The organism is Amycolatopsis sp. La24, assembly GCF_029087445.1.
Lineage (GTDB): Bacteria > Actinomycetota > Actinomycetes > Mycobacteriales > Pseudonocardiaceae > Amycolatopsis > Amycolatopsis nivea.
Map to the genome: position 1 here is coordinate 76,285 of NZ_JARACH010000013.1, position 11,788 is coordinate 88,072.

The 11,788-nt window shown below is 69.9% G+C and carries 12 protein-coding genes; 2 read left to right on the top strand and 10 right to left on the bottom strand.

Translation table 11 applies throughout. The annotated features are described in order from the left end of the window. Positions 1-4 precede the first annotated feature (4 nt). Together PUT80_RS15535 and PUT80_RS15540 are read left to right on the top strand one after the other, a co-directional pair. Positions 5-1,183 carry a helix-turn-helix domain-containing protein gene (locus PUT80_RS15535; RefSeq protein WP_134669509.1) on the top strand — a complete coding sequence of 393 codons (1,179 nt, stop codon included), beginning with the start codon at positions 5-7 and terminating at the stop codon, positions 1,181-1,183. Positions 1,184-1,185: 2 nt separating this feature from the next. Beyond that, positions 1,186-1,521, top strand: a complete 336-nt coding sequence (locus tag PUT80_RS15540; RefSeq protein ID WP_134669507.1) for a hypothetical protein — start codon at positions 1,186-1,188, stop codon at positions 1,519-1,521. Between the two features lie 27 nt (positions 1,522-1,548). Here PUT80_RS15540 and PUT80_RS15545 read toward each other — a convergent pair whose 3' ends face one another. From PUT80_RS15545 to PUT80_RS15590, 10 genes are all read right to left on the bottom strand, one after another. Continuing rightward, positions 1,549-2,529, bottom strand: coding sequence for a hypothetical protein (locus PUT80_RS15545; protein ID WP_275292415.1), 981 nt, complete (start codon positions 2,527-2,529; stop codon positions 1,549-1,551). Positions 2,530-2,623: 94 nt separating this feature from the next. Continuing rightward, positions 2,624-3,895 carry an FAD-binding protein gene (locus PUT80_RS15550; protein WP_275292417.1) on the bottom strand — a complete coding sequence of 424 codons (1,272 nt, stop codon included), beginning with the start codon at positions 3,893-3,895 and terminating at the stop codon, positions 2,624-2,626. Positions 3,896-3,981: 86 nt separating this feature from the next. Next, the gene (locus tag PUT80_RS15555; RefSeq protein WP_037820036.1) at positions 3,982-4,626 is read right to left on the bottom strand and encodes a carbonic anhydrase; all 645 of its coding nucleotides are present in this window, start codon (positions 4,624-4,626) and stop codon (positions 3,982-3,984) included. A gap of 82 nt (positions 4,627-4,708) precedes the next feature. Next, complete coding sequence (locus PUT80_RS15560) at positions 4,709-4,873, bottom strand: hypothetical protein (RefSeq protein WP_093572809.1); 165 nt, start codon at positions 4,871-4,873, stop codon at positions 4,709-4,711. 147 nt (positions 4,874-5,020) lie between these two features. Next, positions 5,021-6,046, bottom strand: coding sequence for a hypothetical protein (locus PUT80_RS15565; protein WP_275292422.1), 1,026 nt, complete (start codon positions 6,044-6,046; stop codon positions 5,021-5,023). A 461-nt stretch (positions 6,047-6,507) separates the two neighbouring features. After that, complete coding sequence (locus PUT80_RS15570) at positions 6,508-6,888, bottom strand: hypothetical protein (protein ID WP_275292424.1); 381 nt, start codon at positions 6,886-6,888, stop codon at positions 6,508-6,510. Between the two features lie 68 nt (positions 6,889-6,956). Next, a complete protein-coding gene (locus tag PUT80_RS15575) occupies positions 6,957-7,760 on the bottom strand; it encodes a nitrilase-related carbon-nitrogen hydrolase (protein WP_275292426.1) in 804 nt (267 codons plus the stop codon). Then, entirely contained in the window at positions 7,757-9,211 is a 1,455-nt protein-coding gene (locus tag PUT80_RS15580) for an APC family permease (RefSeq protein WP_043829653.1), read from the bottom strand. The genes PUT80_RS15575 and PUT80_RS15580 overlap by 4 nt, the downstream gene beginning before the upstream one ends. 90 nt (positions 9,212-9,301) lie before the next feature. Next, a complete protein-coding gene (gene hisD, locus PUT80_RS15585; protein WP_275292429.1) occupies positions 9,302-10,657 on the bottom strand; it encodes a histidinol dehydrogenase in 1,356 nt (451 codons plus the stop codon). 135 nt (positions 10,658-10,792) lie between these two features. Beyond that, entirely contained in the window at positions 10,793-11,755 is a 963-nt protein-coding gene (locus tag PUT80_RS15590; RefSeq protein ID WP_134669494.1) for a LysR family transcriptional regulator, read from the bottom strand. Between the last annotated feature and the right edge of the window lie 33 nt (positions 11,756-11,788).

Sequence of the window (11,788 nt, forward strand, 5' to 3'; positions counted from 1 at the left end):
TCCGATGACCGCCGGCGAGCTCGTCGCGTGGGTCCGGCAACGGCTGCCGCGGCTGATCGAGGACATCTGCGCGACGGTGTGCGAGCGGATCGACCTCTACCGCGACGAGAAGATCGTGCCGCGCGCGGACCTGCACCGTTCGGTCGCGGTCAACGTGCGGTTCCTGGTCGACGCGCTCGGCGGGATCGAGGACCCGGACCAGGGCGCACCGCAGGAGACCGGCAGCAGGCGCGCGCACCAGGGCGCGCCGCTGCCGGAGGTGCTGCAGGTGTACCGGATCGGCACCGCGATGCTGTGGGACCTGCTGGCCGGGCACGCCCGCGAGACCGGCAGCACCGACGTGCTGATCGACGCGGCCAGCCTGCTCTGGCAGGTCACCGACGAGCACGCGGTGCACGTGACCGAGGCTTACCGGACGGCGAGCGCGGAGCTTCTCGTTGCCCAGCAACGACGTCGCTCCGCGTTGGCCGAGGCGTTGTTCACCGGCCAGCGTCTCTCCGGCGCCGGGCCGTGGGAAGCCGGACGGCTGCTCGGCCTGCCTCCGGACGGCAAACTCGCCGTCGTCGCGGCCGAGACGCGCGGGCTGGCCGAGGAGAGCCTGGTCGGCATCGAACGGCGGCTCGGGCAGCTCGGCATCGTGTCGGCGTGGCAGCTCACTCCGGCCTGGCAAGCCGGGCTGGTTTCGTTGCGCGACGAGCAATACCGCGCGGTGCTGGCGGTGCTCAATGAGGTGGCGCTGACCCGCACCGGGGTCAGCCCGCTGTACACATCGCTCGCCGACACTCCGCGCGCGCTGCACCTGGCGCGGACCGCACTTGCCAGCGGACCGCCCGAACGCGTCGAGGTCCGCGCGTTCGATCCCAGCCCGCTGGCCGCCCTCGTCGCCTACGACCCCGACGAGGGCAGGCGGCTCGGCGACCAGGTCTTCGGCCCGGTCCTGGATTTGCCCGCCGACGAACGAGATCTGCTCCTGGAGACCCTCGAGGCGTACTTCTCCGGCGGCGGCTCTTCCGAACGCGCCGGGCAGATCTTGCACTGTCACGCCAACACCGTCCGCTACCGGCTGCGGCGGATCCGGGAACTCACCAACCGGTCGCTGACCGATCCGCGCGACGTGGCCGAACTGGTCACCGCGATGCAAGCGCTGCGCGTCGACACTCAAGCCCACTCTCAAAGGAACTGACGATGAACCAGATCACCGCGAAAACCCTCGGCACCCCGAGCGGCGGACTCTTCGACAATCCGTGGCCGCCGGATTTCCCGGCCGCCGGACAGCGCGTCGCGATCTTCGCCTACGAAGTCACCAGGGTCGACGGCACCGACCAGGACGACATCCGCACGTATCACGTCGGTCCCGCCGAAACCGCGGCGCAGGGACAGATCGGGTCGAGCCGCGACGAGCCGCAAGGCGTCACCGTGGCCTGGCGCGGCTGCGGCACCGGCACGGTCACGTCGGTGTCGGCGCCGCTGGGCCGCGAACGCACCTGCGAGGTCACGCCGGACGAGGCTGGCCTGCTCTGACCGCCCGGTAACCCGGTTTCGCGTCAATCACCGCAGGCGGCTGGCGAAGAACGACACGATTTCGCGGACTGCGTCGCCGCGCTGCTGTCCCGGAGACAGTTTGCCGACGCAGTCCGCGGGCGCGTCGTCCTCGCCGCCGATCTTGCCGGGGGACCATTCGGTGTTGAAGAAGTTGTGGTTGGCCCCGGTCAGCGTCACCGAACTGACGTCGGGGTTGCGCCCTTCGGCGTCCTTGACGTACTGCAGGCCCACGGTGCGGACCGCGCCGTCGCAGGTGCCGACGACCACCTTGAACGGCACCCGGGTGACCAGCACGTCGCTGTTGTCGTCCTCAGTGGAATTGAAATAGACCGGCGCGAGCGGGACGACCGCGCGGATCCGGACGCCGGCGGGCCATTCGGGCGTGTGCTTGTCGGAGGCCTGCCACATGACGCCCTTTCCGCCGCGGGAATGCCCCATCGTCCCGACCCGGGAGAGGTCGACGTGCCCGCGGAACCGGCCGAGCGTGCGGGCCAGCGGTCCTTCGCCGCGGGCGAGGTCGCGCCACAGCTCCAGATGCTTGTTGACCAGATGCGCGCGCGAGTAGTAGCCCTCGTCGCCGAGCAGATGCGCGTTGATGGCGTTGGCGCTGATCGACACCACGATGAAGCCTCGCTCGGCCAGCTTCTCGCCGAGGTAGTCGTAGCCGCGGAAACTCGGCAGCGACCGCTGTCCCGGCGGACACGGCCAGTCGCCTCCCGGGGTCTTCGCGATCGGGTCCACGCAACTCCACCAGCTGCCGTGCTCCTGGACGATCAACGGATGCGGCCGTCCGCCGAGATCGCGCGGGTAGTGCACGACGGCGGCCAGCTCCATCGGCACGGACACGGTCGGATCGTGGAAGGCCTGATCGCCGAGGCTGTACTCGACGACGCCGACGCCCTGCCCGGTTTCTGCTCCTGCTTGCGGTGCCGCGATGGTCACCGTGGCCAGCACCAATGCGGCGAGGGCCATGCGAAGGAAAGTCATGCGGGAGAGGGTGCCGAGCGAGTGTCAGGGACTCGTGAGCGACGGAGGAACGGGCCGATTCATTGCCCGATGAGTCCGGGTTTCCGGCTTGCTGCTACTCCGCTTCACCGAGATGATTCCGCCAATCTTTCTCCGTGAAGGGAATTGCGCCGACTGGATAACTAGTGCCGCCGAGTTTCACCGCCGCGTCGTACCAGCGGCGATTGCTCTCCACCATCTGCTCGGCGATCGCTCCGGTCTTTGCGTAGCGGAGTGCCGCGACGAGGAAGATCGTCGGCGCGTCCGGCACCCGGAAAAGGGGCGTGGTGAGCACGTCCGCGGGAACGGGGTAAGTCAGGATCAGCCCGGAATCTCCCAGGTCGGCGTGCGTGAGGTCGGACATGATCCCGTCGACGAAAGTGTCGACGGCGTGGTCGGGCAGAAACAGGTTCGCCCACGGATGCGGCGAACGCCATTCGCCGGTGGATTCGAGATAAACGACGGTTTCGTCAAGCCGGGTGGCGAACTCCGCATAACTGAGGTCTTCGATTTTGTCCCTAGCCGCGTCGAAACCGAGGCCGTCGAGCAAGGCGTCGTCCGGTTCGGCGGGCGGAGTGGAGAAAGCGGCGACGTCGAGCAGATGGAGCCAGCCCGCGTCGCCGGGGATGATCTGTCCTTGGAGAAAGTCGAACCGGCGCTCGCGGAGGAGTTTTCGTTGCTGCGCGCGAAGTTCGGCCGCAGTCGGGTAGTAGATCTTGACTCGCCGCACCCGTGCCGGCGCGGGAATGAGCGGAATGGTCGCGCGCACGATCACCCCGTCTCGGCCGAACCCGGCGAGCACCGCTGCGAAGAGATCCGGTGCTTGGGTCGGGGAACAGGTCCGGAGTGCCCCGTCGCGGGTGACGACGTCGAGGGACAGCACGTTGTCGGTCTGCACCCCGTACCGGTGACTCGTGCCGCCGATCCCGCCGACGGACAACGTCCCGCCGACGGAGAGGTGGAGGTAGTCGGTGAGGACGCGGGGAGTCAAGCCGTGCTGGAGCGTGGCCGCCAGGAGTTCGGCCCAGGTCGTACCGGCGTCGACGACTACGCGGTCGTCGCTGATGTCGTGCACGGTACTGAGGCCGCTGAGATCGAGCACGATCCCGGAAGCGGCCTGCGCCTGGCCCATCCCGGTGTGGCCCTGTCCTCGTGGCGTGACGGAAAGGCCGTGCTCCGCGGCGAAGCGGAGGACCTCGCTGACATCTCGGGGCGAGCTGACCCGGGCGACGGCCAGCGGGGGACGGGAGACGATGCCGCCGAAGTCGGCAGCGGCGTAGGCGATTTCGGGTGGGTCGGTGGTCAATGTGCCGTCGAGCTGGAGTCCTGCGAAGGGTTGCCCGGGCATGCACTGCCTCCTGGTGTCCTCACCGTGCGCTTCGGCCACGGTAGCCCCGGAACGCTGTTCCGGTTCCGTGGCCGAAGCGCACGGGGTCAGGACACCGCTTTGGCGGCGGAGACGTCGACGCCGTGCGCGGCCACGACCTCGGCGCTGCCGTCGGCCAGCCGGTAACGCAGGCCGACGACCGCGGCCCGGCCGTCCGCGACCCGGTCGGCGAGCACGCGGGAGCGGTCCAGCAGCAGGTCGACGGTGTGCTTGACGTGCTCGGCCAGAATCTCGTGCGGCTCGACCCTGCCCGCGGCCCGCGCGGCGAGGACGCTGGGCGTCACCTTCTCGACGACGTCGCGGACGTAGCCGACCGGCGCGAGCCCGTCTTCGAGGGCGGCCCGTGCCGCGCCGACGGCACCGCACGAATCGTGGCCGAGCACGACGACGAGCGGGCAGTCCAGCAGGTCGACGCCGTACTCGATGCTGCCGAGCACCTCCCCGCCGATCACCTGGCCCGCGGTGCGCACGACGAACAGGTCGCCGAGGCCGCGGTCGAAGATGATCTCGGCGGCGAGGCGCGAATCGGAGCACCCGAACAGGACCGCGAACGGATGCTGGTTCGGCGCGATCGCCGCGCGGCGGGCAGCGTCCTGGTTGGGGTGCTCCGGGGCGCTGGTGACGAAGCGGTGGTTGCCTGCCATCAGCAGGTCGAACGCTTCCTGCGGAGTCGGCGGTGTCGTGTCGGCCATGCCCTCAGCCTAAGCCGACCGACGCCCCGAACGGTGTTGCGATCGTCTCTCCGGGCCCAGGTTTGAACCGCCCGCGGACGGGTTACCGACCCCGGCCGAGCGCGGCCCGCTTCACGAAGCCGACCGCGGCGGTCGCCAGGAACAGGACCGCGCCCACGACGACGAGCCAGAACAGGCCTTTGATCACCACCCCGAGCACGATGCACACCAGCCAGATCACCAGAAGCAGACCGAGCAGTGCCAGCATGGAGCCCTCCTGACCGTCGCCGGGAAACCGCGGTACTCGGGAGGGGTACCCGTTCGCGGCCGGGCTATGCGAGCCGTCCGGCCCCGGCCGCCTGGGGAAGGCGACCGGGCGTCGGTGTGCTGCGGAACTACTGCCTGAGGACGTCGATCAGGAACAGCGCCAGACATACGGGTGGTAGATCCCGTCGGCGTCCATGCGCGCCCCGGCCACCGTGCCGTCGTCGCCGATCCGGGACGGGAGGTCGCGCGTAATGTCGCCGAAGTTCGACACCCACGCGCCCTGCCGCCACACGCCGTAGCCGGTGCCCTTGGAGTCGTTGCCGCCGTGCGCCACGTCGATCCGGCCGGTGATCAGGCCGTCCCGGTTGAGGGTGAGCTGCGGGTTGCCGTTGGACAGGTTGTAGCTCGAGCCGGGCAGCACGTGCGCGGCGCCCTGCTGGTCCCAATAGACGCCGACCGGCTTGTTGTTGTAGCTGGCGTTGCCGACCACGCGCCCGTTGGAGAACGCCGTGCCGTCGGGGAACTGCAGGCCCGGCAGGGTGCCGAGCGGGGTGATCGTGCCCGCCCGCCAGATCGCGAGACCGGAGTCGCGCAGCAGCAGGACCGAGCCGTCCTCGTCGACCGCCTGGGGCTGGGTGGGGTCCGGAGCCAGCCCGGGAAGCGCGGTGACGGTGCCCGGTTGCGCGGCGGGCCAGCGCACCACCGTGGTCAGGCCGCTGCTGTCGCCCCAGACGTAGCCGGTGATGTCGCCCGCGTCGTTGATGCCGAGCGCGGCGGCCTTGGTGTTGTTCCCCAGCTTCGGCAGCTCCTCCAGCACGTCGCCCCGGGAGCGGAACGCCGTGCTCACCGAGACCCCCGGGAAACTGACCCGGGCAGTACCGACGATCGTGCCCGCGCGGTTTTCGTCGGCCACCTCGTAGCTGAGCACGTCGTTCATCACGGTGAAGACGGAGTACGCACCGTTCTTCCAGGCAACCGGCCGCTGCCGCCCGCCGATGTCGGCGACGCCGGAGAAGCCGCCCTGGTGATCGGTCGCGGTCGGCATCCCGCCCTGGCCCGGCACGGGAAGCGCCGTCGCCCGCCAACTGCAAGCCGCCGCGGACGCGGTCGAGGTCGGGACGAGCAAGGCCGCCGCGACCAGCAAGGCGCTGCCTAGAAACCGGTATCTGTGCACGTTTCCCTCCAAAGGGTGGCGGTGAACGCCGTCTAGGATCGCGTTCACGGCCGTGGGAGGGGGCGTGGATAGGGGTGGTTTCGCGTGATCAGGGGGCCGCTGCGGTGATCGCCAGGGCGGATTCGGTGCTGGGGGCACGAGGTAGCGAGACAATGGCCGAGTGGTGCTGCGAGCGAATGCGGCACGACAGCAATTCCCAGCGTTTGACTGGTTACGGGACCCAGGATGGTTGACATGCCCGAGTGGGATCCGCCCGTCCATTGGTGGAGGAGCGCGATGGGGTCGGTGCGGATGTCGTGAGGGGAACCCTGAGGGAATCTGATTCCCTCAGGGTGGCCCTCACGGACGTCAACGGGAGCGAGCGATGGCACGGTGGCCGCATGTCGCCCGGGGCGGCGAGTTCGGAGATTCTGGACACAGATCTGCGGAAACGAGTTAAACGCGCCGTTTCGGAGTTCGGGCTACCAAATCCATAGCTGTCGTTGGTCCGTCCAGCCGCTTTCGTCGATGCCGACGAGGTGGGCGGCTTCGGGGCCGGTGCGCGAGTCCTCGTCCAGCGGGATGGCGAAGCGGTGTTCGCCGGAGTCCACCGCGAGGTAGCGATCGGGGACCAGTTCGCAGTGGTCGATCACCGCGCAGATGTAGGAAAGCATGACGACCGGCGATTGTCCTTCCGGAAAGCGCCACCCGCGGCAGCCATACAGACCGAACGGGTTGGTGAGAGCCCGCAGGACGGGTCCATCGAAGTGCAGTTCGACGTAGTCGCGGACGAAGCAGACCGCGCTGATCTCGCGGCCGACGAGGAGTTGCAGCGGCGCGGCGGGGTCGTCAGCGGTGGTCATGCGACCAGGCTGCCAGAAACTCAAGCGATCGTGACGTCCGCGCCGGAGAACTCCCGCCGTCCCGGAAATCAGTGCGGCGGCCCGTACAAATCGGTCCTCCGGTCCCCAAATAGATGGTTGCGGGTACTGATGTTCTTGTCCCGCCCCGCGGAAAGCTCGGTCTCCCAGCAAGCCCGCCAGTCCTCTCCCGCGACGGCGGCGACCCAGCCGTTGTGGTCGACGATCGCCGTTCCCTCCGTCCACCGCTGGCCGCGTTCGGTGCCGGAGCGGTCGCAGCACGCGATCGCGACTCGGTTGACCCTCGCGGCGGCCTGGGCGATGACTACCTCCGGCGGTCGCTCACCCTCGGGACGGGGGACTTCGGGCCAGTTGGTCGGGACCGCGATCACATCGGCGCCCTCGAGAGCGGCCCGGCGGGTGTACTCAGGAAACTCAAGGTCGTAGCAGACCATCACCGCGATCCGGCCGAAGCGGGTGGTGGTGACGGGTGGCGGCTGGCTTCCCGGGGTGAAGAACAGCTTTTCCCGGTCCCACAAATGGGTTTTGCGATAGCGGGCCAGGACACCAGTAGCGTCGAACAGCACCGCGCTGTTGTAGAGGACGTCGTCCGGGCCGCGTTCGGCGTATCCGCACACGACTACCGAGTCGCCCTCGATCGCGGCCGCCCACTCGGCGATCATCGGGTCATCGGACGGGATCGCGCACTCCCGCGCCTCGGCGGGCGACTCGAAGACGTATCCGCTCGTCGCCAGTTCCGGCAGCACGAGAATGTCGGCGGTCGTGTTTTCGCTGATCGTGCGGACGATCTGCCGGTGGTTTTCGGCGAGGCGGCCGACCTGCGGGGCGAGTTGCGCGCAGACGATCCTGGTCATTCGCTGTCTCCCTGCTCGGCGATCTGCGTCCGGACCCGCTCGGCCAGGCCGGGCACCGCGGCCACGACGACGGTCGCGACGACGAGCACCCCGAGAATGATGTACGGGAAGAACCGGTAGGGGCCCGACACGCCCACCACGTTCTTGAAAATGGTGTAAGCGATGAAGGCGAGCGCGAGCACCGGGACGACCGCCTGCCAGCGCGGCGCTTTCGGCTTGCCGCTGAGGAAAAGGAAACGGAACGCGCCGACGGTGGCCATGGCGTAAGCCACCAGCAGGGCGATGGTTCCGATGGTGAGCCAGTAGAAAGTCGCGTCCAGGACCCCGGTGCCGGCCAGCCGCTGCCCGACGGCGAAGCAGAGGATCAGGACGCTGGTCACGACGATCGTGCCGACCGGGGCCCCGCGTTTGGTCAGCCGCGCGACCGGTCCGGGGACTCCGGCGTCGCGGAGCAGCGCGTAGCCGACCCGCGCGGCGCCGTTGACGGTGCCGAGGGTGATCGCGAACAGGCTGACGCTGGCGACCAGGTTCAGCAGCACGCCCATCGCGCTGCCGAGATACTGACCAGCCAGATCGCCGTACGGGTCTTCGGCCGCGGCGAACGCTTTCACCCCGTCCGGCCCGGTGCCGTAGCCGAGCGCCTGCCCGGCGATGGCGAGCAGGAAGAACACGCCCACCACCGCGATGGTGATCTTCAGCGCCCGGGGGATTTCCCGCTTGGGGTTCATCGTCTCCTCGCCGAGCGACGCGGCGCCCTCGAACCCGGCGAACGCGAGGAATCCGAACACCGCGGCGCCGGCGATCGTGCCCACTCCGGTTCCGGCGGGCAGGTGCAGGAAATTCCAGCTGAACGTCTGCCCGTGCGGGCCGTGGCCCGTCGCGACCCGCGCGATGATCACGATGCTGAGCAGGCCGACCAGCGCGGCCCCGGCCAGTTCGCAGATCAGCAGGATCCGCGTGATGACCCGGATTTCGCTCAGCGACAGCGCGACGACCAGGACCAGCGCCACCAGTGCGGTCCAGATCCATTCGGCCGACCCGGCACTGGCCAGGCCCAGCTGGCTGAGGACTTTGTTGAAGAACAAGGCGATTTCGGCGGTCGAGCCGGTGCCGATGGTCGCGTACGCGGTGAACAGCGCGGTGCCGGCGACGAACCCGGCGCGCGGGCCGAGCGTGCGGCCGACCAGCGCGTAGACGGAGCCGGTGTGCGAGATGTGCTGCGACAGCTTCACGAATCCGTAGCCGACGAGCGAAACGCCGAGGATGGCGAAGACGAAGGCCCAGGTGGCCCCTTCGCCGAGCAGCCCGGCCGCTCCCACGCCGAGCAGCGCCATCGCGCCGACCGGGCCGATGAGACCCACGGAGAACGCGGCCGCGTCCGTGACTTTGAGTTCTCGCCGCAGTTTTTCCGGTGCGGCCGCGGCTTGGTTTCCGTTGGCGGGTGCGGACATGTCCTCAGCCTCTGTCTGGTTTTCGGTGCCGGGGCGCGGCAGGGGGCGGCGGGCCGGACCGGCTGATGCGGTCCGGCCCGGGAAGCGGGCTCAGGTCCGGTCGACGGCGGGAGTGCCGTCGAACGCGCCGGAATGCCGGCCGATGTGCTCGATGCGGACGGTGGCCGTGGCCTCGTGCGCGGCCAGGCCCTCGAACGCGGAGATCCGTTCCACGGCAGGCGCCAATGCCGCGGTGCCTTCCTTCGCGGCGCGCTGGTAGGTGAGCGGCTTGAGGAACCGCGACACCGACAGCCCGGCGTTGTAGCGGGACGTCTTGCCGGTCGGCAGGACGTGGTTGGTGCCCGCGATTCCCTTGTCGGAGTAGGCGACCGTGCTCCACCGGCCGAGGAACAGCGAGCCGTAGTTGGTGAGCGTCTTGAGGTAATAGTCGTCGTCGGCGGTCTGGATTTCCAGGTGCTCGGGACCCCAGACGTCGCTGACCGCGGCGGCCTGGGCGCTGTCGCGCGCGACGACGACCGACCCGAAGTCGCGCCACGCCGGACCGGCGACCTCGCGGGTGGCCAGCGTCGCCAGCCTGCGGTCGATCGCGGCGACGACCTGGCGGCCGAGTTCCTCGGACGTCGTCACGAGCGCGGCGGGCGAGTTGGGGCCGTGCTCGGCCTGCCCGAGCAGGTCGGCGGCGACCCAGTCGGGGTCGGCGGTCTCGTCCGCGAGCACGGCCACTTCGGACGGTCCGGCCAGCAGATCGATGCCGACCCGGCCGAACAGCTGCCGCTTCGCCTCGGTCACGTAGGCGTTCCCCGCGCCGACGAGCATGTCCACCGGCGCCTCGTCCAGCAGTCCGAACGCCATCGCGCCCAGCGCCTGGACGCCGCCGAGCGCGAACACCCGGTCCGCGCCGGACAGGTAGGCGCCGTACAGGACCGCCGGGTGCGCGCCGTGCTCGCCCGACGGGGGAGTGCACGCGAGAACGGACGGCACACCGGCCGTCTTGGCGACCCCGACCGTCATGAATGCACTGGCTAGCAACGGGAATCGGCCAGCGGGCAGGTACGCGCCGACCCGGCTGACCGGCACGTAGCGCTGTCCGCAGACGACCCCGTCGGCCAGTTCGAGTTCGAAGTCCGTCAGGTGCTCGCGCTGGGCGGCCGCGAAGCGGTGAGTGCGTTCGTGGCCGAGCTCGAGCGCCGCACGCAGGTCGGCGGGGAGCTGGTCGCCGGAGCGGCGCAGTTCGTCGCGGCCGAGTTCGAGCGCGCCGGTCCAGCCGTCGAGGTCCTCGGAGTAGCGCCGCACCGCGGTGAGACCGCCGCGTTCGATGTCGCGCAGCATTTCGCTGACGCGTTCGACGACGCGCGGGTCGCGCTGGGCGGGCGGTCCGTCCACGGCGGGCTTCTTGAGCCAGGTCAGCGGGCCGAGCTGGGCTGCCTCGGAGGGAGTGATTTGCATGGCACGAGACGGTAAGCGCGATCCGGCCCCCGGACTAGAGGGTGCGATCCTGGGCGAACCATCGGGTTGCCCTATGCCAGCGAGGGCAAAACGTCCACTATGGACAAAAGTGGAACCGTTCACACCGGACCCGGCTCAGCCTCGGGTCTGCTTGGGCCGTGCGGCAGCCGGCCCGCGCGCGTCGCTGACCGCGTCCTCGGCGAGCCGGGCCAACTCCCGGGTGGCGCGCGACAGCGGACGGCCGCGTTTGCGGGCGATGGCGATCGTGTCGAAAAGCGGCTCCTCGAACGGAGCCGTGTGCAGGCCCGGCGGGAAGGCGGCGCTGCGGACCACCGCGGTGCTGGCGATGGTGTCGCCCGCTCCATCGGCGACCAGTTTCAGGGCCGCTTCCACGTGTTCGATCTCGAAGACCGGTTCGATGCGCACGCCGGCCAGCTGCGCCCGGTCGGCGAGCTGGCGGCGGGTGGGATCGCGCCAGCCGTAGCGGGCGTCGTAGAGGACCAGCCGCGCGGCCGCGAAACGCCGGATGCTCACCGGTTCCGCGGCCGCGGCCGGGTCGGCGCTCACGTAGAGCACCTCGTCCCGCATCAGCGGGGTGATGTCCAGTCCCTCGTCGTCGACCGGGAGCACGATGAGCCCGGCTTCGATGTCGCCCGCCCGGATCGCGTCCGCGGTCTCCGCGGAATTCTGCCCGACCAGCCGGACCTTGACCGACGGATACCGGCGGTGGAAGGTCTGCGCGAGATTGCCGAGCAGGTAGTAGTCCGCGTTGCGCAGGACGCCGAAGGTGGCGGTGCCGCCGCCGAGCGAGCCCAGCGACTGCACCGCGCGGACCCCTTCGTCGGCCGCGTGGACCGCGCGCCGCGCGAACGGCAGCAGTTCCTCGCCGGCCGCGGTCAGCGTCAGCCGCCGGGCGCCGCGATGGAAGAGCACCGCGTCGAGTTCTTCCTCCAGCCTGCGGATCATCTCCGACATCGAGGCCTGGGACACCTCGAGCTGGGCCGCGCCCCGGGTGAACGAGCCCTGGCTTTCGGCCGCGACGAACGCCCGCAGCTGGTTCAGGGTCACCCGGTCGCCGTCGCGGGACTCCTGCTCCATCGGCCGATCCTAAGCGGACGGACGTCCCGCCGC

Bases quoted from the DNA above. Each gene is read 5' to 3' on its own strand.
- PUT80_RS15590 (WP_134669494.1), bottom strand. From the start codon at position 11,755: ATGGAGCAGGAGTCCCGCGACGGCGACCGGGTGACCCTGAACCAGCTG.
- PUT80_RS15550 (WP_275292417.1), bottom strand. From the start codon at position 3,895: ATGCCCGGGCAACCCTTCGCAGGACTCCAGCTCGACGGCACATTGACC.
- PUT80_RS15570 (WP_275292424.1), bottom strand. From the start codon at position 6,888: ATGACCACCGCTGACGACCCCGCCGCGCCGCTGCAACTCCTCGTCGGC.
- PUT80_RS15555 (WP_037820036.1), bottom strand. From the start codon at position 4,626: ATGGCCGACACGACACCGCCGACTCCGCAGGAAGCGTTCGACCTGCTG.
- hisD (WP_275292429.1), bottom strand. From the start codon at position 10,657: ATGCAAATCACTCCCTCCGAGGCAGCCCAGCTCGGCCCGCTGACCTGG.
- PUT80_RS15540 (WP_134669507.1), top strand. From the start codon at position 1,186: ATGAACCAGATCACCGCGAAAACCCTCGGCACCCCGAGCGGCGGACTC.
- PUT80_RS15535 (WP_134669509.1), top strand. From the start codon at position 5: ATGACCGCCGGCGAGCTCGTCGCGTGGGTCCGGCAACGGCTGCCGCGG.
- PUT80_RS15575 (WP_275292426.1), bottom strand. From the start codon at position 7,760: ATGACCAGGATCGTCTGCGCGCAACTCGCCCCGCAGGTCGGCCGCCTC.
- PUT80_RS15560 (WP_093572809.1), bottom strand. From the start codon at position 4,873: ATGCTGGCACTGCTCGGTCTGCTTCTGGTGATCTGGCTGGTGTGCATC.
- PUT80_RS15545 (WP_275292415.1), bottom strand. From the start codon at position 2,529: ATGACTTTCCTTCGCATGGCCCTCGCCGCATTGGTGCTGGCCACGGTG.
- PUT80_RS15580 (WP_043829653.1), bottom strand. From the start codon at position 9,211: ATGTCCGCACCCGCCAACGGAAACCAAGCCGCGGCCGCACCGGAAAAA.